This window comes from Pseudomonas sp. AB6, from assembly GCF_034314105.1.
Taxonomy (GTDB): Bacteria; Pseudomonadota; Gammaproteobacteria; order Pseudomonadales; family Pseudomonadaceae; genus Aquipseudomonas.
Window position 1 is genome coordinate 912,380 of record NZ_JAVIWJ010000001.1, and the last position, 26,618, is coordinate 938,997.

The window sequence follows — 26,618 nt, forward strand, 5'->3', positions numbered from 1 at the left end:
TTCACAGAGCGTAGAGGGCGGCGAAAGACTCGCAAGGCTACCAGCGATTAATTCAACAACTGCGCGATGAGCCAAATGTTGGCCACGCTGATCCCCGCAAACAAACTCCAAGCCAGTAGACGTGTGGGCAGGTTGTTGACGAAGTTGCCCATCAAGCGCTTGTCGTTGGTCATGCGGATCAAAGGGTACAGGGCAAATGGCAGTTGCAGGCTCAACACCACTTGGCTAAGGATTAGCAGCTTTCCCACTGCGTCATCACCCATCAACCAGACGCCGGTGAACGCCGGAATTAACGCCAGGCCGCGGGTGATCAAGCGCCGCTGCCAGCACGGGATGCGCAGGTTTAAAAAGCCTTCCATGATCACTTGGCCGGCGATGGTGCCGGTAAACGTTGAGCTCTGTCCCGAAGCCAACAACGCAATGCCGAATAGCAGGCTGGCAAAGGTACCCCCCACTAAGGGATCGAGCAGGTGATAAGCATCTTGAATATCCACCACTCCGGTGTGGCCAGTTTGATGAAATGCGGCAGCGGCGAGGATAAGGATTGCGGCATTGACTAAAAAAGCCAAGGCTAACGAGCCCATGGTATCGATGCGCGACAGCCGTACCGCGTCTTGACGACTTGCCAAATCCTGGCCGATCAGCCGGGTTTGAACCACTGACGTGTGCAAGTAGAGGTTATGGGGCATCACGGTGGCCCCCAGAATCCCGATTGCCAAGTACAGCGGTGCAGCCCCGTTGATGGCAGAAAGAGAGGGTTTGAAGCCATGGAATACATCTGGCCAATAGGGTTTGATCAGCATCAATTCGATGAAGAAGCACACGCCAATGGTCAGTACTAACATCAGCATGATCGCCTCCAAACGGCGGAAACCCCGATTTTGCAGGGCTAGCACCAGCAGGGTATCGAAGGCCGTCAAGGCAATACCGAACGTCAGGGAAACGCCCAATAGCAGGTGAAACGCCAAGGCGCAGCCCAACACCTCAGCCAAGTCAGTGGCGACGATCGATATTTCCGCGAGCACCCACTGAGTGCGCGCCGACCGGGTGCTATAGCGTTCACGACACAATTGCGCCAAGTCGCGACCGGTGGCAATGCCGAGTCGCGAGCACAGACATTGCAAGGCGATTCCGGCCAGACTTGCCAACAGAACCACGAATAATAAATCGTAGCCGTAGCGCGAACCGGCCTCGATGGCGGTGGCCCAATTACCCGGGTCCATGTAGCCGATTGAAATCAGCAACCCAGGTCCGGCGAACTTAACAACGCGCTTCCAGAGTGGGGCGCCGGAATCGACAACCACCGAGCCGGCTACTTCGGGCGGGCAGAACGGTGCAGTGGCTATTTTTGGCAGACTAAATTTCACACGGCATCTCGTTCAAAAAAAACAAAGACGCAGCTTAGTCGCAATCCGTAACACCCCCAAGCACCTGTTTGATATCAGCGATCAGCAACACAGGTGCTCTACTGTTTGCAGCCAATGACGGTGTTGTGGAAATTGGGGCGAGGGCGTTAGTCCTGACGCCCTACGCCTCAAGAACTAGCGACGATCTTTTAGCGGGTTTGGTTCATCATCAACCTCGCCGCCCAATCCATCAACCGTGTGGCGTTGGCCGATGACGTCGTCTCCGCGCAACGTACTGGGCTCACTCACACCACTTGAGCGCGCCGTTTCACTGAACAGACCCTCGCTGACGCGGGATACGCGCACCGAGTCAGTGGGGATGTTGTCACGAGCATTGAGCCCTGGAGGAGAGGTCAAGCCGGAGTCCGGGGAAATGTAGCTGCCGGGTTCGCCTGTTAAATCCTTACTCACCCAGCTTGCGCTGCGCTCGTTAATGTCAATGGCGCCATTGCGCTCCATCACATGTTCAGCCTCGTCGGCCATTTCATCGGTGTCCACTGTAACTGTCACCAGCGTCGAGCCTCGACGGTAGGCTTCGGGGTAGGCGACAGCGTGGTGATGCAGATTGTCATCATCATCGTTGCCAAACAGCGAACTGAAGAAACGGCTAATTTTATCGCCCATGGATTCGTTATGGCTGCCCGTCCGGGAGTTAGAAGACTCATCGACCAATCCTGAAGAAGATTCAGCGGCTAAACCTGATGTGGAATCGCTCTCGGCCGCCGCGACGGTGATATCGGTATGAGCGATGCCTTGATCGACTAATTCCGTTCTAACTTTGTCGGCGTCGCTGAAGTTATCAAAAGCTGCAACAAGTGTATGTTTCATGTCCGTCTCTCTTGTTTGTGAATAAAACCAACCTTCATAGTTCTGGAGTGAACATAGGTAAAAGAGTTGCGAGTGGCAGACGGGCGGCATTAAGTCACGGCTGTAATAAGCAAAGCAGAGCGGTAAAGTTTTTGTTATGCAGCAAACGTTTACTTTATGAAAATTACGACGGGTGTGGCGTTGGAACTAGTGTCCTGAATATTAATTTTTATTAGAAATTTTCCCGCGCGCGCAAGACCGTTTGTACGTTCAATCGATAGCTATTTTGGGCAAAAAGCGACCCATGCCCTTGCTCGCGCGGTCCAACAGCCCATTACAAAACTCGTGGTTATGCAACGTTTGCGGTCACCTGGGTTCTTACATTGTGCAAATAACGTGACAACGGAGTAACTGGCGGTATGACGACCCCGGATAAGCAATACGTGGATTGGTTGGTTGAGCAATCGATGCTCAACGCAGCAAAACAGAGGGCGAAACTTTATTCAGGCCAAGGCCGCCTCTGGCAAAGACCCTATGCTCAAGCCCGGCCTCGGGATGCTTCGGCCATTGCCTCAGTGTGGTTTACCGCGTACCCAGCGTCGATAATCACCCGCAAAGGTGGTTCGGTGTTGGAAGCGCTGGGCGATGAAGCCCTGTGGCGCGCCTTATCCGAAATTGGCGTGCAAGGCATTCACAATGGCCCGCTAAAAGCGTCGGGCGGTTTGCGGGGGCGGGAGCGCACCCCGAGTATTGACGGCAACTTTGATCGGATCAGTTTTGAAATTGACCCTGAACTGGGCACTGAGGCGCAATTGCTAGGCTTGAGCCGGACGGCTGCCGCGCACAACGCGGTCATGATTGACGATGTGATACCGTCTCACACCGGCAAAGGCGCGGATTTTCGCTTGGCCGAAATGGCTTACGAGGACTATCCCGGCCTGTATCACATGGTGGAAATCAGAGAAGAAGATTGGCACCTGTTGCCCGAACTTGCGCCTACTCGCGATGCCGTGAACTTGTTGCCCGATGTGGTGGACGTCCTTCGGGACAAGCACTACATCGTCGGCCAATTGCAGCGGGTGATCTTTTTCGAACCGGGAGTCAAAGAGACTGATTGGAGCGCCACGGGGGTGGTGACCGGGGTTGATGGCAAAGACCGACGCTGGGTGTATTTGCACTACTTCAAGGAAGGCCAGCCGTCGCTTAACTGGTTGGACCCAAGCTTTGCCGCGCAGCAAATGATCATTGGCGACGCGTTGCACGCCATCGACGTTATGGGCGCGCGGGTGTTGCGTCTCGACGCAAATGGCTTTCTTGGGGTTGAGCGCAAGGCTGAGGGCAGCGCCTGGTCCGAGAGCCATCCACTGTCGATCACCGGCAACCAATTACTCGGTGGCGCGATTCGTAAAGCCGGTGCTTTCAGCTTTCAGGAACTTAACCTGACGTTGGATGATATCGCCGCCATGTCTCACGGCGGGGCCGACTTGTCCTACGATTTCATTACGCGGCCTGCTTATCAGCACGCGCTGCTCACCGGCACCACCGAGTTTTTGCGACTGATGTTGCGCCAAGTGCATGTATTCGGTATCGACCCCGCGTCGCTGATCCACGCACTGCAAAATCACGATGAACTAACGTTGGAGTTAGTGCATTTCTGGACACTGCATGCTCACGACACTTATCACTATCAGGGTCAGACATTTCCCGGAAACATTCTCCGCGAACACATCCGCGAAGAAATGTACGAGCGCTTGGCCGGCGAACATGCGCCTTATAACCTCAAGTTCGTCACTAACGGCGTGTCTTGTACTACCGCCAGCATTATTACTGCTGCCTTGGGCATTCGTGACCTCGACGCCATCACCGACGCCGACATTAAGCAGATTCAACACATTCACCTGCTGCTAGTGATGTACAACGCCATGCAACCTGGGGTCTTCGCGTTATCTGGCTGGGACCTGGTTGGCGCCCTTACGCTGCCGGCCGAACAGGTCCAACATCTTATGCAAGACGGTGACACCCGTTGGATACACCGGGGCGCCTACGATTTGGTGGATATGGACCCCGACGCCGGGTTTTCCGCTGGCAATATGCCGCGCCCGAAAACCCTCTATGGCAGCATCACCAACCAGCTGCAACGTAGCGATTCTTTCGCCACACAGTTGAAAAAAATTCTTGCAGTGCGCCGAGCCTACGATATTGCGGCCAGTCGCCAAATCCTGATCCCCGACGTGCAGAATCCGGGGCTGTTGATCATGGTTCACGAGCTACCAGCGGGGAAGGGTACCCAAATTACTGCGCTTAACTTCAGCAATGAGCAAATCGTCGAAACCCTGCACTTGCCCGATATCGCACCGGGGCCAGTGGTAGACATAATAAATGAGCGGGTTGAAGGCGACTTGACCGAGAACGGCGAGTTCACCATTACGCTGGATGCGTATGAAGGGTTGGCGTTACGTGTAGTGAGTATTACGTTGCCAATGGTTTGATGATTCAAACGCTGTCGGAAATTCGGCGACAGCGTCCTTCCACTTGAAACAACGAGGGTCTAAAGATAGATCGTTTTAATATAAACAAAGAATGGAAAGATCGTTATGCTGCTGTCCAGATTTTTCATGCGCTTGCGCTGATTGGAACATGTAATGGATCTTGGAAATTTTGGATTAGTAATTGCTGGCTTGACGGTCGGGTTTATTGTCGGGATGACGGGCGTTGGCGGCGGCTCATTAATGACGCCCATTCTTCTTTGGTTCGGGATCAACCCCGCCACTGCAGTAGGGACAGATTTGCTGTACGCAGCCATCACCAAGTCCGGTGGTGTTTTGGTGCATCGAAAGAATAAGAATATAGATTGGTCCGTCACGGGTTGGCTAACCCTTGGCAGCGTCCCAGCCGTTGCGCTGACGCTGTGGTATCTGAGCAGCCTCCATACCGCTCCTCAGACCATGAACGCGATAATCAAACAAGCGTTGGGAGTCGTCTTGCTGGTGACAGCACTGGCAATCTTCTTCAGAAAGCAGCTCCTTGAGTTTTCACATAAACGCGCGGGCGGAAAGTACAACCTTAGTGGCACGCGCCTCAATATTTTGACGGTTATCACCGGCCTGATACTTGGCACCATGGTGGCATTGACGTCTATCGGTGCAGGTGCCTTGGGTACCGTGGCACTGTTCATCCTGTACCCATTTTTGCCGACAAGGCGATTGGTAGGTACCGAAATCGCTCACGCGGTTCCCCTGACTCTTGTCGCGGGTCTAGGTCACGCGAGTATGGGAAATATGGACTGGCATGTGCTGGGTTTCTTGTTGATGGGTTCACTGCCCGGGATCTATATCGGAAGTCAGCTAACTGGCAAAATCTCCGACAACATATTACGTCCTTGCTTGGCCGTCATGCTCGCTTGCATTGGATATAGCTTGGCTTTTTGATGGTTGAAGTGACGCTCAGATCTGAACCCGAGCGGCACTCTTCAAGTTCAAGCTGCAGGCTTTCATACCACGTAGTCAACTCTTATCTCGCGCGTCAAAGTGCACGTAGGCGCTGGGCTTTCCAGATAGTTTTAGCGTGTGAGAAATAATCTGCGACGGCTTGCATGATCGTGGTCAGTCAACTCGGCGAGTTGCTTGTTATAGGCTTTGACATTGGCTTGCCCGGTACGAAGCCGGTCGGTAGCCGACGAACACGTGTGAGGCGCCTTTGATCATCGCCGAGTGCGCGGCCATCAAACCAACCGGGCCAGCGCCATAAAAGCTGCATAACACGAAAGTGGGACAGCAATTTCTTCAACAAGAGCGTGTCGAAGACAAGACCGTACTTGAATCCAGGGACGTTAATCAGCCGGCAGCCGCAAGGCCGTAGCCTGACCACAAACTCGTCACCCGAATTATTTGGAGTTGTCCATGAAGCCTTATGTTATTTGCCACATGATGTCGTCCTTGGACGGCCACGCCCTGACGGACGGCTGGGATCGCCCATTCAAAAAAAACGCCGGCGATCTTTATGAAAAGCTTGCCCAACAGTTCGAGTTCGATGCGTGGGTATGCGGGCGGGTTACTATGCAGGAAATCGCCCACGGTGACGACTATCCCAAGGGGCTGGCTCAGGCGCCTATTCCTCGCACGCACTACTTTGCTCAGCGTGACGCTGCAACCTACGCAATCTCCATTGATCCCCAAGGCAAGGTAGCGTGGAAGAGTAATCAAGCCTTAGGTTCGCACGTGGTCGAAGTGGTCGCTGAGAGTGTGGCCGATGATTATCTGGCTTACCTGCAGTCAATCAATGTTTCCTACCTGTTTGGTGGCAAGGCCGAGATTGATTTGCGGCAGACTGTCGACATCCTGTCGGATGAATTGGGTATCAAACACCTGGTCGTCGAGGGTGGTCCTCACGTCAGTGGCTCGTTCATAAATGCTGGATTGGTGGATGAAGTCAGTGTGCTGATCCTGCCGCTGATTGATGGCCGAGGCGAACATCCTGCTTCATTTGAAGTGGCCAGCGAGGCCTGGAAGCAACCGACCTATTTGACGTTGGTGTCGGCAGAGGTTCAGGAGGGTGGCGGGGTGTGGTTGCGCTATAAAAAAACCGCCTGAACCGGGGATAGGAACTGACGAGTGTGTTGGCGAAGGATCATGCGGTGTACTAATGCGCCGCCTTGCCAACACTGTCGCTCTCACCTCGCGGATTGTTTGCGCAGATGGATAATTAGCCTATCTGATACCCGCTGAACGCTTTTTGTTGTTGAAGCGCAGTAATGATGTTTTTTCGAGTGGCCGATTGTGCGTTGCCGTCGCTGTCCACAAAGGTCTGAACTTGAAGTTCAGCCGAATCACCTTCACCGATGAAGGCGAATCCGAGAAACTCGAAGGCTTCACGGTCGACATTCGGCTTTGCCCGTGGCGTGCGGAGTGGCAAGTTGACGCTAACGCCGTCTTTGCTGATGGTGAAGGTTTCTATTTCTTTTTTGATGCGCGCGCTTTTGCTTTTGCCAACAAGAGGATTGCTAACGCTCTGATGCGTGTGATTCAGCACTTTAAGCGCTAAGCCGTACACTAACTCCTGAAACGCCGGATCATCTTTGTAACTGAACAGAATTCGGCTAATCGAGAATTGTGTGCTCAGTTCAGCCAAAGCTTCCGTGCCGGCGGCTTCTGCGTCTTTGAGATGTTTAAGTTCACCCATTAACTCGTAGGCTTTATCGTCATCAACGGCCTCTTGGGCTTGGCGAATCGCTGTCCGCAGTTGGCGGATGTGGTCGCTTTCTTTAGCCGTGTGAAACGCATCAAGAACCATCTCACTGATGGTTTTAGCTTGCGAAACGTGCTGTGAAAGGCTGATGGCGTTTTCGTATTCCTGTTTAGAGGACAAGGGGATCACAGCTTCTTCGGTAAGGGAGTCAGGCATTAATTTCACTATTTCATTGACTTGATTTGAGGCGCGAAAAGCATCGGGCGTTTCGGGCACCTAATCTAGTGGACCTGCGCGCTGTTGTCACGAGGGATCAACCTATCGTTTGGTAACTTCGAATACGCGTACCAAAAACGTCTTAGATGCACAGCGCCAATTTTTGCGGCCCACCCAATCTGTTGGGTGATCTGTAGCTAAATGTTAATACCGTCAATCAATGGCTCTTAATCCGGATTATTAGCCGACTGTCGGATACAGCGCCGATAAATCAGCAATGGTGGTTGTTAGACGCTTGACCGCATCTTGGTCCTCTGGCTGCAGAGACCTGAAGTTAGCCAGCACGCTTTGCTCTAATTGACTCAGATTGTCAAAGCGGATAGGCGCCCTGGCGCCAGTCAAGACAAAGAGCACATCTACACCAATGGCTGTCAGCGCGGCAAAGTAGCCCGCTTTCGGCACACGATCGCCGCCTTCGTATTTTCCTTGTGCGTTAGTCGCTACGCCTCCGCTTTTGCCAAAGGCGCGCTGAGAAAGCCCGAGGCGCTCCCTTTCTTTCCTTAGTCGGAAACCAATTCCATTCACTTGAATGTTCAATGCAGATCGCTCTATTCTTTCGGGTGGCCGATAGATTATTTATAAACCATTTTGAACGAATTTGGATGGATTTGCCTATGTCTGGCATTCGAACGGCGGCACAAGCCAAGGCTTGGCTGGAGCAACAAGGGAAGACGGTACAGGATTTTGCACGGGATCATGGCGTTGACCCGTCTACGACCTATCAAATTCTTTCCGGCCACAAGAAAGGTCGACGGGGAGAATCGCACAAGGTAGCGGTGTTGTTGGGGATGAAGATCGGCGTGATTTCCCCCGACCCAGTTATCGCAAAAATGGCGCTCGGGCCTACTGAATAATTTGCTTGCTCGTCCGCGTGCCGCTGACGGGTCAAGTACGTTAATTGATGGTCAGGCGCCACCTTCCAAACTTCAGCCGAATACGGGTGAAGTGGGCCGTTTGCGGGCAATAAATAAAGTGGACTTTGTTGAATAGGAGGTCCAGTTCTGCTGTCTTCCTCTGATGCTTTACGGTTCGCCGGTAGACAGCCTGTCACTTGTTCGGCGTCCACCCGCTACCGATTTCAAGTTCGCTGCGTGCTCACGAAGTATTACTTCATCGTCTTGCAGGGCCACGATCACGCCGGCAATCGATTTGAGGGCGCCGCCATTGCCGCCTTGTATCAGCTCAACTGAAATGTCTAAAAGCACATTAACTGCATCTCGAAGATTATCAGCAGCATCCGAGAGATCATGTTCGACACGTCTTGGTCTGCGTCGTTTCCACATAAAGCCACCGGAAAAGTGAATAGGTGAGTGCTGTGAGACTGCTTGCGTTTTGCCAAATTCCATATTTCTTGGCTGTTTTTTTAGGCTATAAAGCACAGACAGCCTGCATTGAATCCCAACGCCCTTTTTAAACCTCAGAAACCACGAAACCCCTGCAATTCATCAATGAATTCAGGGGCTTCGTGTTGTTTCAATGTGGCGGTGAGGGAGGGATTCGAACCCTCGATAAAATTTCTTCTATACACACTTTCCAGGCGTGCTCCTTAAGCCTCTCGGACACCTCACCGTATCTCGCCAACCATTCGGTCTGTCGAGGCGCGCTAATGTAGTCGAAACCTTTGGCGAAGGCAAAAGTTTTTTTCAGAATTTTCATGTGCTTAAGAGGATAACGCTTGAATGCATCACGGCTTAGGCTTCGGTGGAAGCCTTGGGCCGTTTCATTGGCTGACGTTTGGCGGCGATCAGGCGCCGAAGCCGCCGTCGATGGTAAGACTTGCGCCGGTAATGTAACCAGCTTCCGGGCCAGCCAAGTAGGCGACAAAGCTGGCGATTTCGTCAGCGGTACCGTAGCGACCCACTGCAAGCAGCGGGATCAAGGAGTCGGCAAAGTCACCGCTGGCCGGATTCATGTCGGTGTCGACGGGGCCTGGTTGAACGTTGTTGATGGTTATGCCGCGTGGGCCGAGGTCGCGCGCCAAGCCTTTGGTCAGGCCGACCAATGCCGCCTTACTCATTGCATAAGGACCGCCACCGCCAAAGGGCATGCGATCGGCGTTGGTGCTGCCGATGTTGATGATGCGTCCGCCTTTTTTCATGTGCCGCGAGGCGGCCTGTGAGGCAATAAAAACGCTACGAACATTGATCGCCAGCGTTTTGTCGAAGTCTTCCAGGCTGAAGTCTTCCAGTGGGGCGATGGCCAGGACTCCTGCGTTGTTGACCAAAATGTCTAATTGGCCGAACGTTTTGACGGTGGTGTCCACTGCCTGGCGGATTGCCTCGGCATCCGCGCTATCGGCTTTGATGGCCAGGGCCTTGCCGCCTTTGGCCGTGATGCTGTCTTGCAGTTCCTGAGCTTTTGCTTGAGAACTGACGTAGGTAAAGGCGACGGCTGCGCCGTGTTCGGCTAGGCGTTTGACGATGGCTGCGCCGATACCTCGGGAGCCGCCTTGAATGAGCGCCACTTTGTTGGTGAAAATCTGATTGGGCATGCGATTCTCCGAGAGTGAGCGTTTTAATGGTGCCAGGGGAGTTGCGTGGAAGCCAGTATATCTGGGGAGTTGTTCGCCGCTCCGAATTTACGTGATGGGCTGCTGCTAAGCGTCTTGCCCGACGGGTGCGTCGACGACGGCAATATCCCGCTGTACCGCGAACATAAACTGTTGCCCGGCAGGACCCGTGTGTTTTTAGACTTTGTAATCGAACAGTTTGCCAATCAAACTGGCGCAGGCACTCAGCGCTCTCAAGAGGACCAGGATCATATGGATATTCAATTCAATGCAGCTTTAGTGCTGATTGATATGCAGAACGGCATCAATCACCCGAAGCTGGGACGGCGCAACAATCGTTATGCCGAGCTGCAGATGCTTCGGCTGCTGTTGGTCTGGCGGGCGACTGACCGTCCAGTGATTCATGTTCGACATTTTTCGCGGTCACCGAGTTCGGTGTTCTGGCCGGAGCAATCGGGTGTCGACTATCAACCTGAGTTTCTGCCCGTGGTAGGTGAGAGCGAGTTACAAAAACAAACGCCCGATGCGTTTTGTGGGACGTCATTGGAACGTTATTTGCGCACCCATTCCATTACTCAGGTAATTATCGTCGGCGTCGTGACGAATAACTCAGTGGAGTCGACGGCGCGCAGTGGAGGCAATCTTGGGTTTGAAGTAGTGGTCGCGCATGACGCTTGTTTCACCTTCGATCAAGCTGACTTCTTCGGCAATCTACATACCGCCGAAGAGGTGCACGCCATGTCGCTGGGCAACTTGCACGGAGAGTATGCAACAGTGATCTCGACGGGTGAGGTATTGGATGCGCTTGAGAGGTGATCCACGTTGTGCCGCGTCGCCTCTCTCGCGAAACGCTAATGACGACCCTCTATATAAGGGATGTCAGCTCGCGATGGACGTCCCGCGCTCCTGCATCAGTCGCGGTATTCGCACAAGTACGCGGTATCTACATCCACTTCCAGTTTGAATTTGCAATTGGCTGGCAGGTTGAACTGAGTGCCCGATACAAATTCTTCAAATTCATCGCTACCGGGCAGTTTGACTTTCAATGCGCCGGAGATCACGTGCATGATTTCACGCTGGCTGGTGCCGAAATCGTACTTGCCTGCGGCCATTACGCCAATAGTGGCTTGGCCCTCTGCTTGGCTGAAAGCAATCGATTTTACGGTGCCGTCGAAGTACTCGTTGACTTTGAACATGGTCGATTCCTTACAAAAAGGGCTGAAAAAGGTCGTCCAGTATGCCGAACGTATAAAAGGCCGTCATCTGCTTTAGGACGGGTGCCAACGGGAATGAATTATCTGCCTGGAAGAATCAACGGTAGGAGCCGTGCGGTATTGCGCGCATCAACCAGAGCCCGGTGTTGTTGCCCCTGAAATTGCATCCCGGCCAGTTGCAACGCGCCGTTCAGGCCTAAGGGGCGCTGAAGTTGTCGGGTTTCGATAAACCGCTGCTTGAGGTTTACATGGGGCAACGTACTGAGCGCGCTGACCATATTATGGTGCTGCCACTCCTGCTCCAGTTGCCGACGATCATATTCACCCCAGCTGGCCCAGCTGACTACACGCGCAAGATGGTTACTGAGCCAGCGCTCGAATTGTGGCCAAACAATGGACAACGGTTGGGCGTTATCAATATTGCTTTGGCTGATGTGCGTAAGCTCTCGGCAAAAATGCGTCAGTAAAGGACGACGCTGCGGACGCACAAATCGCTCGAAATGATCGAGTTCACGGCCGTTCTGGTTCACTAGGGTCACGCCGATTTCAATAATTTCCATTTCGGCCATCGGCCAGCCGCCGTCTTCCGTCGTGGCCTCCAGATCAATCACCAGCCAATGTGGCATATCGAACTCCGGTCAAGCAGCGGTAGGGTAGGTTGAGCGTAGACACAATTCAGGCCCTGTATGTTCAATGGTGAGCGGCCATTGAAGTTTTTATCCATAGGCGCCTTTCCGACAAGTGCGGATTTTAAATCTGTGTAAATTTTATATCGTAGCTCTCATCCAAGCATTCGCCGGGGATTGAGCCGTCATATCGAAGCGCGCCGGTGGGCTATTTCCGAGGAGAGTCTCGCCGGGAATGAGTAAAAAGTTTAGAAGCAGTGGTCATCACATGGCGTTTTCCTACAGTCGCATCGCTATTAACCTCGGCCTGATTCAGCGATACGCAGTATGACGCTGAATCAGTGGGCAGCAGGGGCATTGATGATGGTGTTAAATAAGACTTAAAACCGGTCTAATGGGCGTATTGATATCATTTTTTTGAAAATGATTAACCAGTAGGAAATAGATAATTCACGTGGGTCCAACTACTTGGAGGGGTGCCGTCTTGATATCCTCTTTTGTCCGGAAAATTTTCCGAATATCGATAATGGGTTTCTGCACGCTATTGACGTTGCAGGCCAATGCGGAACAATTGGTTCGGATTGGCGCTGCCCATTTCCCGCCTTACACCATCCGCCCGGAGAAAGGCGAGGACACTGGCTTGCTACCTCAGTTAGCCGAGTCGTTGAATACGGTGCAAACTACCTTTCGGTTTGTATTGGTGCCGACCTCTATCCCCCGTCGGTTTCGGGATTTTGAGCAGGGTCGGATCGACGTAGCCATTTTCGAAAACCCGGATTGGGGATGGAAAGACATCCCCCATGTCAATGTAGATATGGGCCTCGAAGACGCCGAAATTTTTGTCGCCAAGCGCATGGATGGCCGAACCCAGTCGTATTTCGATCACTTGCAGGGCAAACGCCTGGCGCTGTTTAGCGGTTATCACTACGAATTTTCGGGGTTTAACGCCGATCCTAAATATCTGGCTGAGCATTTCAACGCGACGTTGACGTATTCCCATGATGCGAATTTGCTAATGGTGTTGCGCGACCGTGCCGACATCGCTTTAGTCACACGCTCTTACCTCAGCGATTACATGGCACGAAACAGCGAGGAGGCCAAGCAATTGTTGGTATCTGATCGAATTGATCAAGTGTATCGTCACTTTGCGCTATTAAGCCCAAAGGCAAGGATAACGGGAGAGCAATTCGCTGCCCTCTTACAGAAGCTTCGCGAAAACGGGCAGATGTTCAAGATATTCCAGCCGTTTCGTATTGCGGTGTCGCCAATACCGACACATCGTGCCGTGGCGGTTGATGGAGCGGATTAGTCACGTCGTAGCTTCAGGATCTATCCAGCCACAGCGTTGAGCATCTTCTCTTCTAGAGCTGACCAATAGAGGCTTGGTCAACGATCCTTGGCTTCTTTAGCGTCCATTTCCGCGTTGCGTTGCTGGACGCGTTTGCGCTGTTCTTCAGACAGATCGACCTTTGTCGCAGTGTCGCGCAACATCAACAAACCGCCGACGACCGAGCCAATTGCGATGACTAAAATTAACCACGCATACCACGGCATAAGAACTCTCCTTGTGTTGTTGTGCTTATAGAACACTCTGCACTGCTAGTGGTTCAATTCTAGGCGTTCCTCGGCCAACATGTTAATGAGTTGTCGATTAGGCAGATTGCAGCGTGCCTCTGTCCAGCCAGTTCAGCTACAATGCCGCGCCCATTTCGACTTGCCTGAGAGCCTACTCATGTCCGCCTGCCAGACTCCTATCATTGTCGCCCTGGATTTTCCAACCCGCGACGCCGCGTTGAGACTGGCGGACCAACTGGACCCAAAGCTCTGCCGAGTCAAAGTGGGTAAAGAGCTGTTCACCAGCTGCGCGTCAGACATAGTAGAGACCTTGCGCAACAAGGGGTTTGAGGTGTTTTTGGACTTGAAATTCCACGACATTCCTAACACCACGGCCATGGCGGTCAAGGCCGCTGCGGAGATGGGAGTGTGGATGGTCAATGTTCATTGTTCAGGCGGTTTACGCATGATGGAGGCGTGCCGTGAAGTGTTGGATCAGCGTAGCGGTCCGAAACCTTTACTGATTGGCGTTACCGTTCTGACCAGCATGACCCGTGCCGATTTGGCTGATATCGGCTTGGACGTTGAGCCGCAGGTTCAAGTGTTGCGTCTGGCCGCCCTGGCGCAAAAGGCCGGGCTGGATGGTCTAGTGTGTTCCGCATTGGAAGCCCAGGCATTGAAGGCCGCCTACCCGTCGCTGCAACTGGTGACCCCTGGTATTCGTCCGGCGGGCAGCGCGTTGGATGATCAACGCCGAATACTCACACCGCGCCAGGCACTCGACGCGGGCTCGGACTACCTCGTCATCGGTCGCCCGATCAGCTTGGCTGCCGATCCGGCCAAAACGCTGGCTGAAATAGTCGTGAGTTTGGTGTGAGTATTCTCGAGAATAGGTTCACGGCTCTTGCGGCAGCCAAGCGTGTCTGCGAAGCGATTTATCTAACGGATCTGGTTTAAATCTCGCCAAAACGTCGGCTCTTGAAAAACAAGCGCCGACGCCTATCCATCAAACCTTTAACACTAATTTGCCGAAATTTTCCCCATTGAAAAGCTTCAGTAAGGTTTCGGGAAAGGTTTCCAGGCCCTCAACAATGTGTTCTTTGCTTTTCAATTGGCCCGATGCCAACCAACCCGCCATCTCTTGTCCGGCAGCGGCAAATTGGGTCGCGTAATCCATGACTACAAAACCTTCCATGCGCGCTCGGTTGACCAACAACGACAGATAGTTCGTCGGGCCTTTGATCGCTTCCTTGTTGTTGTACTGGCTGATAGCGCCGCAAATAATCACGCGGGCCTTGGGCGCCAGACGGGATAGCACGTCATCAAGGATGTCACCGCCAACATTATCGAAATAGACGTCAACGCCTTTAGGGCACTCGCGTTTCAAGCCCGCGATAACGTCTTCACTTTTGTAGTCGATAACTCCGTCGAATCCTAATTCATCAATCAAGGACTGACATTTTTCTTTGCCGCCCGCGATGCCGATTACCCTGCACCCCTTGATTTTGGCGATTTGTCCAGCAACGCTCCCTACCGCTCCTGCGGCGCCGGAGATCACCACGGTTTCGCCGCTTTTAGGCGCGCCGACGTCGAGCAGGGCAAAGTAAGCAGTCATGCCGGTCATGCCCAGTGCTGATAGATAGCGTGGCAGCGGCGCTAGTTTTGGGTCGATCTTGTAGAAACCTTTAGGCTCTCCAAGAAAGTAATCCTGCACACCCAACGCGCCTTGGACGTAATCACCGACGGCAAATCCCGGGTTCTGCGAGGCGAGAACTTTACCCACTCCCAGCGCGCGCATCACGTCGCCCAGGTTGACCGGTGCGATGTAGGACTTACCTTCGTTCATCCAGCCACGCATAGCGGGGTCCAACGACAAATATTCATTTTTTACCAAAACTTGACCGGCAGCGATGTCGCCCACAGGCACTTGTTGATAAATGAAATCCTCCCGCGTTACAGCACCGCTTGGGCGTTTAGCTAGCAAAAATTGACGATTAATCTGATCAGTCATGGCACGCGCTCTTGTGTAATGGGAGGTAGGTCAAGCAGCGTACGTGATAGTCGTTGGCCGGGATTCCGGCAAGGTTTGTGAGTCTGGCGAATGCGCTTCAATCTACCTCGGTGATGAAGTCACCACGGGCTTAATCACTTGGATGCATAAGTCTCTAACCGGGGCGGTAATAGTGCTGACATAGGTCATTCGGCGCTGGCTAGACTGATCCATCGAAATGAATCGAAGGAGACAGACATGACGATGAATTTTTCCGGTCAAGTGGCTTTGGTCACTGGGGCTGCCGCTGGCATCGGTCGCGCTACTGCGCTGGCGTTTGCTGCCGAGGGCTTAAAGGTAGTAGTGGCGGATCTGGACAGCGAGGGCGCGCTAGGCACCGTCGAGTTGATCCACGCAGCACATGGCGAGGCGCTATTTGTCCGTTGTAACGTGACTCAAGAAGCCGATGTAAAAAATATGATGGAGCAGGCTGTCAGTGCTTACGGTCGTGTGGATTATGCGTTCAATAACGCTGGTATCGAGATAGAAAAAGGTCGTTTGCCAGAGGGCAGCGAAGCTGAATTCGACGCGATCATGGGCGTTAACGTAAAAGGCGTATGGCTGTGCATGAAATATCAATTACCGCTGATGATGGCTCAAGGCGGTGGGTCGATTGTTAATACGGCTTCAGTAGCTGGCTTGGGAGCCGCGCCGAAAATGAGTATTTACAGCGCCTCCAAGCACGCTGTAATTGGCCTGACAAAGTCTGCCGCGATCGAATTCGCGAAAAAGAAAATCCGCGTCAATGCAGTCTGTCCGGCAGTGATCGATACCGACATGTATCGCCGTGCTCATGAGGCTGATCCGAAAAAAGCCGAGTTTGTTGCCGTTATGCATCCTGTTGGGCGCATTGGTACGGTCGATGAAATCGCAAGCGCGGTGCTTTACCTCTGCAGCGACGGTGCCAGTTTCATTACTGGGCACGCATTGGCCGTCGACGGTGGTGTGACGGCGATTTGATCTTCTACGCAAGGAGATTTTTTGCGGGCAAGTGTGCTCCACAGTATCTGTGTCCATCCGATATTTAATGTCGGATCGAGATGCTACCGGAGTCGGCTTGCCGACGATGGCAATGGCCCTACCGTACTGGGTGCCGCTCTGGACTGTGATCGGCTAAGCTCGCTGCTTAGGGCTGCCGATGTGTCTGGGGGTGTAGATGGATTCCTTGTGGTTCGCTTATCCGTTGGCGAGCGCTTCGCTGTTTTTAGTGATCGACTTAATCGTATGGCAATGGGTTGCGCCTCGTTTTATGCGCCGCAAAATGGTGGTGCGGCTGGCGCTTTTTCTCTTGTTCAGTGTGGCCTTGCTTAACGGCGGTTTGAGCCCGTTATTTCCAGTCCCCGATGGATTTACCCCGGCGCGAAACACGTTGGCGACCTTGCTGGCCATCACTTGGTGGTTGTTTGGCGCGCGGGCTCTGACCGCTTTGGCGGTGGTCATATTAGAGCCACGCATCGGGGGCAAGGGGCATCTACTTCAGGATCTGATGGGTGCCATCATTTTTTTGGTCGCGATCGTTGCCGCAGCGGCTTACGTCCTTGATCTACCGGTCAGGGGCTTGCTCGCCACGTCGGGGGCGGTGGCAATTATCTTAGGTCTGGCTGTGCAGAGTACGCTGGGTGATGTGTTCTCTGGCATTGTGCTCAACGCCACCAAACCGTTTCGCGTTGACGATGTGATCAGTGTCGACGGCGTCGAAGGTAAGGTCATCGAAATTGACTGGCGCTCGACCTACCTGCTGACCTCTGAAGGCAGCACGGTGGTTATTCCCAATGCCATGGCGGCCAAGATGCGCATCGCAAACCTCAGCCGCCCGGATCATTTTCATTCGGTAGTGCTGACCATCGAATTGCCGGTGCGCTTGCGCCCGAGTTTGGTGCTGGATTCTCTGGATAAAGCTATCCAGGGTTGCCGGGAGTTGCTGGTCAAGCCCAAAGGCAGTGCTGTGGTTAAAACGTCTGGTTTGCGTAGCGTTGAATATGAGGTAACGGGCTACGTTAAATCCAGGGATCGCCGTGGTGCGGTGCGTAATCAGCTGTATGACTTGATATACCGTCAACTGAACGCATCTGAAACCATCCGTCAAAATAGAACACAGCTGCAGGCAGCAACTCGTCAATTGGCGGCACTCAACAGCGTCAGCGCACTGAGAGGACTCAGCGAAGAAGATCGTGCTGAGCTTGAACGACACATGCGTATAAGTTCGTTTCCAGCGGGGGCGATCATTCTCCCTCAAGGTGCGGTGCCCGAGTCGCTTTTGATCATCGAGTCAGGGGTGGTATCGGTGGACATCGAACGCACGGAAGGCTGGTGCGAGTTAGGCCGAATGGGACCGGGGGAGTTAATAGGCGAGAGCGGAATTATCGACCAATCTGCGTCGGTGGTGCGTTTCACTGCCCGTACCGATTGCTTGGTTTATCACCTTGACGCTAAAGACCTTGAACCCTGGTTAGATGAACATCCTGAGCTGCGAGGCGCGTTGGTTGGTCTGGCGCGTTTTCGCGCCCAGGCCAGGGCTGCGATGTTGCAGCAATACAAGCCCGTTGAAATGGCGCCAGGCGGTTTCTTGCATTGGTTGCGTAAAAGCGTGAACCGGACGCAGCCACCCCCTTAACAGACGGTCGGTTTGACGCGCCGATTAGGGGGGCAGAGGTTTCAGTTGGCCGCTGCTGCCGTCACGCTGTCGCGTGACAAGTAGCGTTCCAGTTCAGAAATACCGGTTGGCAGATCCAGTGATGCACCGGCATGGCGCATGCTTGAGCCCAAGGCGTGCAGCGTTCGAAACAAGTTATGCACCCGGCTTTGCTCTCCCATCTGGCCGATACGCACGATGTTTAAGCCAAACGATCCAGAAATTTCGACTCGGTGAACCGCAGTCATATGGTCTCTGACGACGTCCGCAGAAACCCCGTCCGGTACTTTGATTCCGATCACTGAATTAAGACGTACTTCTTCGGGCACCAAGAGTTCGAGTCCCATAGCTTGCATGCCCGCTTGCAGCGCTTTCGAACACAGCTCATGGCGACGGAACCGGCGCGGCAGGGTTTCTTCACAGACCAGGTGCAGTGCTTCGTGCAGCGCCAGAATCCCGGAAACCGGGGCGGTGTAGTGGTACGAACGCTTGTTCCAGAACTTATCAGCCAAGATCGCGTCCAGGCACCAATGAGCGATAGGTTGCTTGCGCGCTTCGATGCGTTCCCATGCGAAGTCGGAAAACGCCAGCAGCGAGACGCCGGGAATTGACGACAAGCCCTTTTGACCACCGGTGATCACTGCATCGACTTGCCATTCGTCCATGTCGAACGGCATCGTGCTCAGCGTACAGACCGCATCGACAATCACTGCGCAATCGTAGGAATGCGCCAGCCGGGAGATGGTTTCCAACTCGCGGTTATAAACCGTGTTTGAGGTTTCGCCCTGAACGATGGTCAGCGTGCGGAAATCGCCCTGTTTCAGATACTGCTCAACGATTTCAGGATTGGCCGCCTGGTTGTCCGGTACTTCCAGCACGGTCACAATTCCCCCGACGCGGGAGGACATCTCGGCCATGCGTCGGCTGAAGTAGCCATTGGTGATCGACAGCACCTTGCTGCCCGGCGTCACCAAATTACATATCGCCATCTCCATCGCTGCCGAGCCCGGTCCGGCTACGCCCAATACATGCTTGGACGCCGTTTGGAACACGTAGGCGCCCATGTCCTTGACCTGATCTACGACCCGGTTCATGACGTCGCCCAGGTGATTGATGACGATTGAGTTGGCGTACGCGACTTTGTGCGGCAGCGGCACAGGTCCGGCACCCATCATCAATAGGGGTTCCTGAGGCAGAATTTGGTCGAGCGCAATGATAGAAGACGGAATTTTAATGTTCATGACGTTCTTTATTGAGCGAAAAAATAGGGGCGCTACTCAGTCAGCGGAGCGCTGTTTCAGACGTGGCTGAGCATACTCCAACTGAGCCTTCCGTTCATGCCGCGCATGGCTTTGGAGGGGAACAGCCGGGCAGTTTTGTGGTTAACTGCCTCATCGAAATCTGGGGGCAGTGAGAAATCATGGATTTTCATCACACTCGACTACGCACTGATCAACCGACACTTCACCCACAGCGGCTGCAGGTCGGCGACGCCGTTGCGCTGGTTTCGCCCGCAGGGCCTGTGGCCCAAGCCCGAGTGGAAGCGGCAGTCAACGTGTTGATGAGTTGGGGCCTGCAGCCCCGCGTTTACCCTCATGCGCTGGATAAGTATTCGTTTTACGCGGGCAGCGATGAGCAGCGTGCGGCAGACCTAAACGACGCGTTAGCCGATCCTGAGATTCGCGCGGTGATCTGTAACCGTGGTGGTTATGGCGTACAGCGCATTATCGAACACCTCGATTTTGACGCGGTTCGGCGTGACCCGAAACTGGTGCTGGGTTTTTCTGACATCACCGCGCTGCATGCAGCCCTTTGGTGTAACGCACGCTTGGCGACGATTCATGGTCCGGTAGGGGTTCAGCTTGAGCGGGGAGGTCTGACCAACAGCAGCGTCAAGCACACACTGATGACCACCGAACCGACGCTGATCCAGACCGACCCGAAGGAGTCCACGGCAGGGGTTCGCAGAGAAGGTAGCGTTAATGGACTATTGCTCGGTGGCAATTTGAGCTTGCTGAGCACGTCGGTGGGTACGCCGTTCATGCCTGATTTGAATGGCGCGATCCTGCTACTTGAGGACGTGGGTGAATCGGCCTACCGGGTTGATCGATTGCTCACCCATTTGCGCAATTGCGGCATCCTGCAACGGGTGGCGGGTATCGCGGTGGGACAGTTCAGTGAACCGCTGGGAATATCTGGCCAAGTCACCCTGGCGGATGTGCTGCGCGAGCGATTGTGTGACCTTGGAATTCCAGTACTGGGCGGGCTGTCCATCGGTCATGGTGATCCGAACATCGCGGTGCCGCTAGGTACTTACGCTACGCTGGATGCCGATGCAGGCACCCTGTGGGTTTCGCCTGCGTGCTACTGAGCACCATCACGCAATACTTCAATGCATGGCCGACACACAGCATTCTAAAAACGACGGACGGCTAGCTTTTTGCCATTATTCCGGCGCCAGAGGCTTGTGCTAGGACGATCCCATTGAGAATCTGCACATGCATAGAATGGCTTGATTCATAGCCTGAGCACCTTTGACATTCAAATGGGAATTGAGCGCTATGATTTCGGCCGTGCAAGCACGATTTGCTAATCTCGGAATGGCGAAGAAGCTGGGGATTGGTTTTACGCTAGTTCTGTTGTTGACCGCCTTGGTTGCTGCCATTGGTGTTTGGTCGCTGCAGACCATCAGCGTGCGTTTCGATGGCCTCAAGCAGATGTCCACCCTAAACAGCGGGCTGCTAAAAGTACGTTTGCAGGAACAGGATTATGCGCTGCACGGCGACCCAAAATTGGTCGAAAGCCTTCACGCAGGCATCGACGCTCTGAACGCATTGGCTGAGCAACTTAAAGCTCAGTCGGATGACAACAAAACCGTGATGGGCCAAGTACAGACCGCGCTTACGGCTTACCGTAAATCCTTTGATCAATTCGTCAGCATCAGCCAAAGCAAAGACTTGGCACTTGAAATGGCCAGCTGGTCGGTTTCCAGCGTGGCTAATAACCTCGATGTTCTGCAAAGTGGTTTGGCCGATGACGGCGCCTACGCGTTGAAACAGTCGCAAGGCAAGGATGGATCTGAATTCATTGAACAAGCCAATCAGGTCAGCCAGGTTTCGCGGCTAATGCTCCAAGCTATGGATGAGGCCCGAGTGCGCCTCAATCAAAGCCGCAAACAGGGCTCTGGCGAACCGCCTAAAGAAGGCAAGATCGAACAGGCAGACCAGGCATTGGTCTTGGCCGAGCAGTTAAAAGGCGTGGTCAAGGATTCGGGCTATTTGACCGTCCTCACTGAGTGCGCCACGCATATTGCGAACTTCACTGACAAATTAAACGAATACACTGGTTTGCTTGCCAATGAAGCACAAGTAAATGCGCAGTTGGCCGACAACGCCAAGCAGGTTGTACAGCGGGTGAACGAGGCTTATGCGGCCCAAGATCTGGCGATGCAAACCCAACTTAAAACCAACTCCATTCAGATCATTGGCTCGTCGGTACTGGCGTTATTGGTGGGATTCATTGCTGCGTGGATCATCACGCGGTTGATCGTGGCGCCGTTACGCAGCGTGATTCGTGCCGCTCAGCAGATTGCTTCGGGCGATCTGAGCGCGACAGTCGCGGTGAGTCGTCGTGATGAGATTGGCCAACTGATGCTAGCCATGCAGCAAATGGGCGCGAGTCTGAGCGGTATCGTCAGTGGCTTGCAGGCTGGGATCGAGCAACTGGCAACGTCCGCCCATTCGCTGTCTGCGGTGACCGAGCAAACCAACCTGGAGGTCAATAGCCAGCGCGAAGAGACCGAGCAAGTCGCCACCGCCATGAACCAAATGACCGCCACCGTTCACGATGTGGCGCGCAACGCCGAAGAAGCCGCGCTAGCCGCGCAAACCGCTGACGACAAGGTCGAAAGTGGTCAGAAAGTGGTTCGTCAAAGCATGCAGCGGATCGAGGCGCTTGCTGTTTCTTCTACCTCTGCCAGCCAAAGCATCGAGAACCTCAGTGCCGAGATTCATAACATTGGCAAAGTGCTTGGGGTGATCAAAAGTGTGGCCGAGCAAACCAATTTGCTGGCGCTTAACGCGGCCATCGAAGCTGCTCGCGCCGGAGAGCAGGGACGTGGTTTTGCCGTAGTCGCTGACGAGGTCCGAGCGCTGGCCAAGCGCACGCAGCAATCTACCGAAGAAATCGAACGCTTGGTCGTCAGTCTCCAGAGTGGAGCGCAGTCTTCTGTTGCACAGATTCAGAGCAGCGGTGAATTGGTGAAAATGGCGGTCAGCGACGCTCTAGAAACCGAGAGTGCTTTGGGCAGCATCGCCGCAGCGGTGTCATTGATACAGCAAATGAACCAGCAAATCGCCGCAGCGGCCGAGCAGCAAAGTTCAGTTGCCGAAGAGATCAATCGCAGCGTTACCAGTATCCGCGCCAGTGCTGATCAATCGGCTATGGCCATGCAGGGCAACGCAGCATCTAGCATTGAGCTGGCGCAGTTAGGTACCGAGCTTAAAGGAATGGTGGGTCACTTCCGGCTTTGAGGATCTGTCGGGATATGCCGCCCGGTTTCCAGCGCAGTCATTTTGCATTGGCGGCGCAAGATGTTTAGGCGCTGCCGAAGGCTAAATTTGGTCACCAAATCCTGAGCGGTATTGCGGCAGTGGCCGGCCTTAATTGAATCGCAGCTTTGGGCAGCCTCTACAGATTTCAGCCTTTACGGCTATTCAAAATCATCAAGGTCAGCACCCCAGCCACAATTCCCCAAAATGCCGAGCCAATGGAAAATAACGTCAAGCCTGACGCAGTGACCATAAAAGTGACCAGCGCGGCTTCACGTTCTTTAGGTTCGTTCATGGCGATGGTCAGGCCGTTGATGATTGAGCCAAACAACGCCAGCGCAGCAATCGACAGCACTAACTCTTTGGGCAGTGCAGCAAATAACGCGGCCAGTGTTGCGCCAAACACCCCAGCAATCCCGTAAAAAATTCCACACCAGACCGCAGCGGTGTATCGCTTGTCGCGGTCTTCGTGGGCGTGCGGACCGGTGCAGATCGCTGCGCTGATGGCCGCCAGGTTTATGCCATGAGAGCCAAATGGCGCCAACAACAACGAAGCCAGACCGGTCGCTGAAATTAGCGGTGAAGCCGGAACCATATAACCGTCGGCCCGCAATACCGCTATTCCCGGCATGTTTTGCGACGTCATTGCCACTACAAACAACGGGATGCCAATGCTAATAGTCGCCGCTAGCGAGAACGATGGCGTAGTCCAAATCGGCGTTGCCACTTCCAGTGAAAACCCGCTGAAATCCAGTAACCCGAGCACGCCAGACACGGCCGTGCCCACGACTAACGCGGCGAGTACCGCATAGCGCGGCGACCCACGCTTTATCAGTAAATAGCAGAAGAACATGCTCAGCACCAAGCCGGTTCGGTGTTGCGCCGCGATAAATATTTCACTGCCGATCTTAAACAGAATCCCTGCCAGCAACGCTGCTGCCAGCGAGGCAGGTATACGCTTTACCATGCGCTCGAAACTGCCGGTAATGCCGCACAATGTCACCAGCACGGCACAGGTGATGAACGCCCCGATCGCCTCGCCGTAGGACACTCCTCCAAGGCTGGTGATCAACAGCGCTGCACCCGGTGTCGACCATGCCACCGTGATCGGCGTGCGGTAACGCAACGACAGGCCGATGCTGCAAAGCGCCATACCAATGAACAATGCCCAGATCCAGGATGAAATTTGCGCACTGGTTAAACCGGCTGCTTGACCCGCTTGAAACATCAGCACCAATGAACTGGTGCAGCCGGTCATCATGGCGATGAACCCGGCGACTACCGCAGAGGGTGAGCTGTCGGCAAACGGCCGCAGGCGAACGGGGCTAGTGACATCGGTCATACGGGTATTCCTTAACATTGTTCGGCGTAGCGCAAGCCTAAACCTGGTCAGCAACGGATGCTGCGATACAGCGAGGCTCACAATGAGCCGTACAGTCAAAAAAAACCGACGATAACGACGTAGTTACAGCCATCTGCTTGAAAGCGAACCTGGCGCGATATACTCGCACCCTGTTTGAATCATGCAGCACGTTTTGGTTAAAGCGTGCGGTAGGGGTTATTAAAGGCGCATTGCGGGGAGTGGTGTATGTATACGGTTTATGGCGATTACAACTCAGGCAATTGCTACAAGATCAAATTAATGCTCAACCTTTTGCGGATCGAATACCGATGGGTGGCGGTGGATATCCTTGGCGGTGAAACCGAGACGCCGGCGTTTCTGGCGATGAACCCTAATGGCAAGATTCCAGTGCTGGAATTGGGAGACGGCACGTATTTGTGGGAATCCAACGCGATCCTGAATTTTCTTGCCGATGGCAGCCGCTACTTGCCCAGCGAGCCACGCTTGCGCACTCAGGTTTTGCAATGGCAGTTTTTTGAACAGTACAGCCATGAACCGTACATCGCGGTCGCCCGGTTTATTCAGTTCTACTTAGGGCTGCCGCAAGAGCGCATGGAGGAATACCGCACCCTGCAGAAAGCTGGCTATCGCGCCCTGGCGGTCATGGAGCAGCAACTTGCCCGTACGCTATTTTTAGTAGGCGATTCGTTCTCCATCGCTGACGTTGCACTTTATGCGTATACCCACGTTGCCAATCAAGGTGGCTTTGACCTTGAAGTGTATCCGGCAGTCCGGCACTGGCTCGCACGGGTAGCGCAGCAGCCGGGCTATGTTGGAATGTTGGACTGATGTTGATGCTGAAGGAGTAATTACCATGCGTTATCTGATGACGATTGTTATGACGTTGGGCATCGGCTTGGCGAACGTGCCAACCGCGCTGGCCGACGACTGTGAGGCCAATCAGACGGCCATGAATGCCTGTGCTGGCCGAGACTTGGCCAATGCTGATGCAGATTTGAATCGGCAGTACCAGGCGCAGATGGCTTATCTGAAAACCCCGGCACGCAAACTGGCGCTGAAAAACGCTCAGATAAAGTGGATTGCTTTTCGTGAGGCCGATTGTTTATACCAAGTCGGCAAGCCCGAGGACTCGGGCTCGATCTGGCCACTGCTGCATGCGCAGTGCATGGCTGCTCTGACCCTGCAGCGGGTGGAACAGTTGAAAGCGTATGGAGCCTGTCGACAGGCTGGATGCCCTGACTAACCGTCGGTGCCGCGTTGTCTGCACACGTAAGACCTGTAGTAGGGGCAGAAGGCTGCGGTAAGGGCGACACTGCTTAGCTTTCAGCGTTGTTCGAAGGCGACTGTCCTCTGTTGAACAGCAGCCTTCGGCTCCTGCGACGTTATTGCGCTGCTCAGTTAGACAGCCGCAAAGCGCTGTTGCAGGTAGTTGATGATCACTTTGGATTCGTACATCCAAACAATCTGACCGTTTTCTTCGATTCGCAGGCACGGCACTTTGATCTTGCCGCCTTCGGCGAGAAGCGTTTGACGGTCCATTTCGTTGTTCTTCGCATCACGCAATGCCACGGGCACATTCAGACTGCGCAGTGCGCGGCGTGTTTTTACACAGAAGGGGCAGGCGTGGAACTGATACAAGATCAGGTGTTGCGCGGATTGGTCGACAGAAGCTTGAGCAGCCGGAGTACGCTGTTTTTTGCTCGGACGAGTGACAAAATCGATTAACAGGACGAGCTGGCCCAAGCCAACCCTCAAAGCCTTCATGAACACGGTGAAGCCTCATATAGGGATAAAAACGGAAAGCAAGTCGTTCAGGTATGCAGGATTGTAGTCTTGCTATGTTTGAAGACAGTCATTTGATAAGACTAAGAAATTCGCTGCGAGTGGCCGCATTTTCACGAAACTCGCCCAGCATCACGGACGTTATCATTGATGAGTTTTGCTTTTCGACGCCGCGCATCATCATGCACATGTGCTTTGCTTCAATCACTACGGCTACACCCAATGCCCCCGTGACCTGATAGATCGCTTCGGCCACCTGGCGGCTTAGATTCTCTTGGATTTGTAATCGGCGCGCATACATGTCAACGATACGGGCGACTTTAGACAAGCCGAGCACTTTGCCGTTGGGGATGTAGGCGACGTGAGCTTTGCCGATAAAAGGCAGCAAATGGTGTTCACACAATGAATACAACTCAATGTCTTTGACCAGGACCATTTCACTGGCGTCAGAGCTAAAAAGAGCACCATTGGTGACTTCTTCAAGGGTTTGTTCATATCCGCGGCACAGGTACTTCATGGCCTTGGCTGCACGCTTGGGTGTATCGATCAATCCTTCGCGAGAGACGTCCTCACCCAATTGACCCAAAATCGCGGTGTAATTCTGTTCCAATGTCACAGGGCGGTGTTTCCGTGTGGATTCAATGATGGCCGACATAGTAGCGTAC

Annotated in this window: 27 protein-coding genes, 1 tRNA gene and 2 pseudogenes; 14 read left to right on the top strand and 16 right to left on the bottom strand. The window is 53.8% G+C overall.

Features of this window, described 5'->3' with window-relative positions; genetic code table 11:
- Positions 1–47 precede the first annotated feature (47 nt).
- Positions 48–1,367 (bottom strand): Nramp family divalent metal transporter, encoded by a 1,320-nt coding sequence (locus RGW60_RS04245; protein ID WP_322202446.1) that lies wholly within the window; start codon positions 1,365–1,367, stop codon positions 48–50.
- Positions 1,368–1,541: 174 nt separating this feature from the next.
- Positions 1,542–2,234, bottom strand: coding sequence for a hypothetical protein (locus RGW60_RS04250; protein ID WP_322202448.1), 693 nt, complete (start codon positions 2,232–2,234; stop codon positions 1,542–1,544).
- Between the two features lie 398 nt (positions 2,235–2,632).
- On the opposite strand from RGW60_RS04250, the gene treS reads away from it, so the two are divergent.
- Together treS and RGW60_RS04260 are read left to right on the top strand one after the other, a co-directional pair.
- A complete protein-coding gene (treS, locus tag RGW60_RS04255) occupies positions 2,633–4,702 on the top strand; it encodes a maltose alpha-D-glucosyltransferase (RefSeq protein WP_322202450.1) in 2,070 nt (689 codons plus the stop codon).
- 153 nt (positions 4,703–4,855) lie between these two features.
- Entirely contained in the window at positions 4,856–5,641 is a 786-nt protein-coding gene (locus RGW60_RS04260; protein WP_322202451.1) for a sulfite exporter TauE/SafE family protein, read from the top strand.
- Between the two features lie 75 nt (positions 5,642–5,716).
- Here RGW60_RS04260 and RGW60_RS04265 read toward each other — a convergent pair.
- Positions 5,717–5,877: pseudogene (locus RGW60_RS04265) on the bottom strand (aldehyde dehydrogenase); the annotation flags it as partial.
- 235 nt (positions 5,878–6,112) lie between these two features.
- Here RGW60_RS04265 and RGW60_RS04270 point away from each other — a divergent pair.
- A complete protein-coding gene (locus tag RGW60_RS04270) occupies positions 6,113–6,802 on the top strand; it encodes a dihydrofolate reductase family protein (RefSeq protein ID WP_322202453.1) in 690 nt (229 codons plus the stop codon).
- Between the two features lie 112 nt (positions 6,803–6,914).
- On the opposite strand, the gene RGW60_RS04275 is transcribed toward RGW60_RS04270, so the two are convergent.
- Positions 6,915–7,613 carry a hypothetical protein gene (locus RGW60_RS04275; protein ID WP_322202455.1) on the bottom strand — a complete coding sequence of 233 codons (699 nt, stop codon included), beginning with the start codon at positions 7,611–7,613 and terminating at the stop codon, positions 6,915–6,917.
- A 240-nt stretch (positions 7,614–7,853) separates the two neighbouring features.
- Complete coding sequence (locus RGW60_RS04280; protein WP_322206839.1) at positions 7,854–8,198, bottom strand: helix-turn-helix transcriptional regulator; 345 nt, start codon at positions 8,196–8,198, stop codon at positions 7,854–7,856.
- 89 nt (positions 8,199–8,287) lie between these two features.
- Between RGW60_RS04280 and RGW60_RS04285 the strand changes: the two genes are divergently transcribed.
- Positions 8,288–8,527 (top strand): DNA-binding protein, encoded by a 240-nt coding sequence (locus tag RGW60_RS04285; RefSeq protein WP_322202458.1) that lies wholly within the window; start codon positions 8,288–8,290, stop codon positions 8,525–8,527.
- Positions 8,528–8,695: 168 nt separating this feature from the next.
- Here RGW60_RS04285 and RGW60_RS04290 read toward each other — a convergent pair whose 3' ends face one another.
- The 3 genes from RGW60_RS04290 to RGW60_RS04300 form a co-directional block, all read right to left on the bottom strand.
- Positions 8,696–9,019 (bottom strand): hypothetical protein, encoded by a 324-nt coding sequence (locus RGW60_RS04290; RefSeq protein WP_322202460.1) that lies wholly within the window; start codon positions 9,017–9,019, stop codon positions 8,696–8,698.
- A gap of 133 nt (positions 9,020–9,152) precedes the next feature.
- Positions 9,153–9,242, bottom strand: a tRNA-Ser gene (locus tag RGW60_RS04295).
- 175 nt (positions 9,243–9,417) lie between these two features.
- A complete protein-coding gene (locus RGW60_RS04300) occupies positions 9,418–10,164 on the bottom strand; it encodes a 3-oxoacyl-ACP reductase family protein (RefSeq protein ID WP_322202462.1) in 747 nt (248 codons plus the stop codon).
- 270 nt (positions 10,165–10,434) lie between these two features.
- Here RGW60_RS04300 and RGW60_RS04305 point away from each other — a divergent pair, with 270 nt between their 5' ends.
- A complete protein-coding gene (locus RGW60_RS04305; RefSeq protein ID WP_322206840.1) occupies positions 10,435–10,998 on the top strand; it encodes a cysteine hydrolase family protein in 564 nt (187 codons plus the stop codon).
- 95 nt (positions 10,999–11,093) lie between these two features.
- On the opposite strand, the gene RGW60_RS04310 is transcribed toward RGW60_RS04305, so the two are convergent.
- Positions 11,094–11,378 (bottom strand): pyrimidine/purine nucleoside phosphorylase, encoded by a 285-nt coding sequence (locus RGW60_RS04310; RefSeq protein ID WP_322202464.1) that lies wholly within the window; start codon positions 11,376–11,378, stop codon positions 11,094–11,096.
- Between the two features lie 98 nt (positions 11,379–11,476).
- The gene (locus RGW60_RS04315; protein ID WP_322202467.1) at positions 11,477–12,022 is read right to left on the bottom strand and encodes an exonuclease domain-containing protein; all 546 of its coding nucleotides are present in this window, start codon (positions 12,020–12,022) and stop codon (positions 11,477–11,479) included.
- 526 nt (positions 12,023–12,548) lie between these two features.
- Between RGW60_RS04315 and RGW60_RS04320 the strand changes: the two genes are divergently transcribed.
- Positions 12,549–13,331: a transporter substrate-binding domain-containing protein gene (locus RGW60_RS04320; protein ID WP_322202469.1), complete on the top strand. Its 783-nt coding sequence runs from the start codon at positions 12,549–12,551 to the stop codon at positions 13,329–13,331.
- A 77-nt stretch (positions 13,332–13,408) separates the two neighbouring features.
- Here the strand turns inward: RGW60_RS04320 and RGW60_RS04325 are convergent, their stop codons facing one another.
- Positions 13,409–13,576 (bottom strand): DUF2897 family protein, encoded by a 168-nt coding sequence (locus RGW60_RS04325; RefSeq protein ID WP_322202471.1) that lies wholly within the window; start codon positions 13,574–13,576, stop codon positions 13,409–13,411.
- Between the two features lie 178 nt (positions 13,577–13,754).
- On the opposite strand from RGW60_RS04325, the gene pyrF reads away from it, so the two are divergent.
- The gene (gene pyrF / locus RGW60_RS04330; protein ID WP_322202472.1) at positions 13,755–14,453 is read left to right on the top strand and encodes an orotidine-5'-phosphate decarboxylase; all 699 of its coding nucleotides are present in this window, start codon (positions 13,755–13,757) and stop codon (positions 14,451–14,453) included.
- 129 nt (positions 14,454–14,582) lie between these two features.
- On the opposite strand, the gene RGW60_RS04335 is transcribed toward pyrF, so the two are convergent.
- On the bottom strand, positions 14,583–15,587 hold the full coding sequence (locus RGW60_RS04335) for an NADP-dependent oxidoreductase (RefSeq protein ID WP_322202474.1): 1,005 nt from the start codon (positions 15,585–15,587) through the stop codon (positions 14,583–14,585).
- Between the two features lie 237 nt (positions 15,588–15,824).
- Here RGW60_RS04335 and RGW60_RS04340 point away from each other — a divergent pair, with 237 nt between their 5' ends.
- Both RGW60_RS04340 and RGW60_RS04345 read left to right on the top strand, forming a co-directional pair.
- Positions 15,825–16,586 carry an SDR family oxidoreductase gene (locus tag RGW60_RS04340; RefSeq protein WP_322202476.1) on the top strand — a complete coding sequence of 254 codons (762 nt, stop codon included), beginning with the start codon at positions 15,825–15,827 and terminating at the stop codon, positions 16,584–16,586.
- Positions 16,587–16,782: 196 nt separating this feature from the next.
- Positions 16,783–18,240, top strand: a complete 1,458-nt coding sequence (locus tag RGW60_RS04345) for a mechanosensitive ion channel family protein (protein ID WP_322202478.1) — start codon at positions 16,783–16,785, stop codon at positions 18,238–18,240.
- A 41-nt stretch (positions 18,241–18,281) separates the two neighbouring features.
- Here RGW60_RS04345 and RGW60_RS04350 read toward each other — a convergent pair whose 3' ends face one another.
- A complete protein-coding gene (locus RGW60_RS04350) occupies positions 18,282–19,499 on the bottom strand; it encodes an alanine--glyoxylate aminotransferase family protein (RefSeq protein ID WP_322202480.1) in 1,218 nt (405 codons plus the stop codon).
- A 179-nt stretch (positions 19,500–19,678) separates the two neighbouring features.
- Between RGW60_RS04350 and RGW60_RS04355 the strand changes: the two genes are divergently transcribed.
- The 3 genes and pseudogenes from RGW60_RS04355 to RGW60_RS23705 all read left to right on the top strand — a co-directional run bounded on the left by RGW60_RS04355 (position 19,679) and on the right by RGW60_RS23705 (position 22,790).
- The gene (locus RGW60_RS04355) at positions 19,679–20,629 is read left to right on the top strand and encodes an LD-carboxypeptidase (protein ID WP_322202482.1); all 951 of its coding nucleotides are present in this window, start codon (positions 19,679–19,681) and stop codon (positions 20,627–20,629) included.
- A gap of 1,075 nt (positions 20,630–21,704) precedes the next feature.
- Positions 21,705–21,932: pseudogene (locus RGW60_RS23700) on the top strand (HAMP domain-containing protein); the annotation flags it as partial.
- Positions 21,927–22,790, top strand: a complete 864-nt coding sequence (locus RGW60_RS23705) for a methyl-accepting chemotaxis protein (RefSeq protein WP_416194842.1) — start codon at positions 21,927–21,929, stop codon at positions 22,788–22,790. The pseudogene RGW60_RS23700 and the gene RGW60_RS23705, both read left to right, overlap by 6 nt.
- 166 nt (positions 22,791–22,956) lie before the next feature.
- On the opposite strand, the gene RGW60_RS04365 is transcribed toward RGW60_RS23705, so the two are convergent.
- Positions 22,957–24,150: a benzoate/H(+) symporter BenE family transporter gene (locus RGW60_RS04365; RefSeq protein ID WP_322202486.1), complete on the bottom strand. Its 1,194-nt coding sequence runs from the start codon at positions 24,148–24,150 to the stop codon at positions 22,957–22,959.
- Between the two features lie 246 nt (positions 24,151–24,396).
- Between RGW60_RS04365 and RGW60_RS04370 the strand changes: the two genes are divergently transcribed.
- Positions 24,397–24,999: a glutathione S-transferase family protein gene (locus RGW60_RS04370; RefSeq protein WP_322202488.1), complete on the top strand. Its 603-nt coding sequence runs from the start codon at positions 24,397–24,399 to the stop codon at positions 24,997–24,999.
- A 25-nt stretch (positions 25,000–25,024) separates the two neighbouring features.
- Positions 25,025–25,414 carry a lysozyme inhibitor LprI family protein gene (locus tag RGW60_RS04375; protein ID WP_322202490.1) on the top strand — a complete coding sequence of 130 codons (390 nt, stop codon included), beginning with the start codon at positions 25,025–25,027 and terminating at the stop codon, positions 25,412–25,414.
- Positions 25,415–25,569: 155 nt separating this feature from the next.
- On the opposite strand, the gene RGW60_RS04380 is transcribed toward RGW60_RS04375, so the two are convergent.
- Together RGW60_RS04380 and folE are read right to left on the bottom strand one after the other, a co-directional pair.
- A complete protein-coding gene (locus RGW60_RS04380) occupies positions 25,570–25,935 on the bottom strand; it encodes a glutathione S-transferase N-terminal domain-containing protein (protein ID WP_322202492.1) in 366 nt (121 codons plus the stop codon).
- A gap of 88 nt (positions 25,936–26,023) precedes the next feature.
- A complete protein-coding gene (folE, locus tag RGW60_RS04385; protein ID WP_322202494.1) occupies positions 26,024–26,569 on the bottom strand; it encodes a GTP cyclohydrolase I FolE in 546 nt (181 codons plus the stop codon).
- Positions 26,570–26,618: the final 49 nt, after the last annotated feature.

What these genes read in the sequence shown, in the direction of transcription:
- pyrF (WP_322202472.1), top strand. Translation starts at nt 13,755, where the DNA reads ATGTCCGCCTGCCAGACTCCTATCATTGTCGCCCTGGATTTTCCAACC.
- RGW60_RS04340 (WP_322202476.1), top strand. Translation starts at nt 15,825, where the DNA reads ATGACGATGAATTTTTCCGGTCAAGTGGCTTTGGTCACTGGGGCTGCC.
- treS (WP_322202450.1), top strand. Translation starts at nt 2,633, where the DNA reads ATGACGACCCCGGATAAGCAATACGTGGATTGGTTGGTTGAGCAATCG.
- RGW60_RS04365 (WP_322202486.1), bottom strand. Translation starts at nt 24,150, where the DNA reads ATGACCGATGTCACTAGCCCCGTTCGCCTGCGGCCGTTTGCCGACAGC.
- RGW60_RS04315 (WP_322202467.1), bottom strand. Translation starts at nt 12,022, where the DNA reads ATGCCACATTGGCTGGTGATTGATCTGGAGGCCACGACGGAAGACGGC.
- RGW60_RS04305 (WP_322206840.1), top strand. Translation starts at nt 10,435, where the DNA reads ATGGATATTCAATTCAATGCAGCTTTAGTGCTGATTGATATGCAGAAC.
- RGW60_RS04285 (WP_322202458.1), top strand. Translation starts at nt 8,288, where the DNA reads ATGTCTGGCATTCGAACGGCGGCACAAGCCAAGGCTTGGCTGGAGCAA.
- RGW60_RS04335 (WP_322202474.1), bottom strand. Translation starts at nt 15,587, where the DNA reads ATGACTGATCAGATTAATCGTCAATTTTTGCTAGCTAAACGCCCAAGC.
- RGW60_RS04350 (WP_322202480.1), bottom strand. Translation starts at nt 19,499, where the DNA reads ATGAACATTAAAATTCCGTCTTCTATCATTGCGCTCGACCAAATTCTG.
- RGW60_RS04270 (WP_322202453.1), top strand. Translation starts at nt 6,113, where the DNA reads ATGAAGCCTTATGTTATTTGCCACATGATGTCGTCCTTGGACGGCCAC.
- RGW60_RS04260 (WP_322202451.1), top strand. Translation starts at nt 4,856, where the DNA reads ATGGATCTTGGAAATTTTGGATTAGTAATTGCTGGCTTGACGGTCGGG.
- RGW60_RS04375 (WP_322202490.1), top strand. Translation starts at nt 25,025, where the DNA reads ATGCGTTATCTGATGACGATTGTTATGACGTTGGGCATCGGCTTGGCG.
- RGW60_RS04345 (WP_322202478.1), top strand. Translation starts at nt 16,783, where the DNA reads ATGGATTCCTTGTGGTTCGCTTATCCGTTGGCGAGCGCTTCGCTGTTT.
- RGW60_RS04325 (WP_322202471.1), bottom strand. Translation starts at nt 13,576, where the DNA reads ATGCCGTGGTATGCGTGGTTAATTTTAGTCATCGCAATTGGCTCGGTC.
- RGW60_RS04320 (WP_322202469.1), top strand. Translation starts at nt 12,549, where the DNA reads ATGGGTTTCTGCACGCTATTGACGTTGCAGGCCAATGCGGAACAATTG.
- RGW60_RS04250 (WP_322202448.1), bottom strand. Translation starts at nt 2,234, where the DNA reads ATGAAACATACACTTGTTGCAGCTTTTGATAACTTCAGCGACGCCGAC.
- RGW60_RS04380 (WP_322202492.1), bottom strand. Translation starts at nt 25,935, where the DNA reads ATGAAGGCTTTGAGGGTTGGCTTGGGCCAGCTCGTCCTGTTAATCGAT.
- RGW60_RS04370 (WP_322202488.1), top strand. Translation starts at nt 24,397, where the DNA reads ATGTATACGGTTTATGGCGATTACAACTCAGGCAATTGCTACAAGATC.
- RGW60_RS04310 (WP_322202464.1), bottom strand. Translation starts at nt 11,378, where the DNA reads ATGTTCAAAGTCAACGAGTACTTCGACGGCACCGTAAAATCGATTGCT.
- RGW60_RS04275 (WP_322202455.1), bottom strand. Translation starts at nt 7,613, where the DNA reads ATGCCTGACTCCCTTACCGAAGAAGCTGTGATCCCCTTGTCCTCTAAA.
- RGW60_RS23705 (WP_416194842.1), top strand. Translation starts at nt 21,927, where the DNA reads ATGGGCGCGAGTCTGAGCGGTATCGTCAGTGGCTTGCAGGCTGGGATC.
- RGW60_RS04300 (WP_322202462.1), bottom strand. Translation starts at nt 10,164, where the DNA reads ATGCCCAATCAGATTTTCACCAACAAAGTGGCGCTCATTCAAGGCGGC.
- RGW60_RS04355 (WP_322202482.1), top strand. Translation starts at nt 19,679, where the DNA reads ATGGATTTTCATCACACTCGACTACGCACTGATCAACCGACACTTCAC.
- RGW60_RS04290 (WP_322202460.1), bottom strand. Translation starts at nt 9,019, where the DNA reads ATGGAATTTGGCAAAACGCAAGCAGTCTCACAGCACTCACCTATTCAC.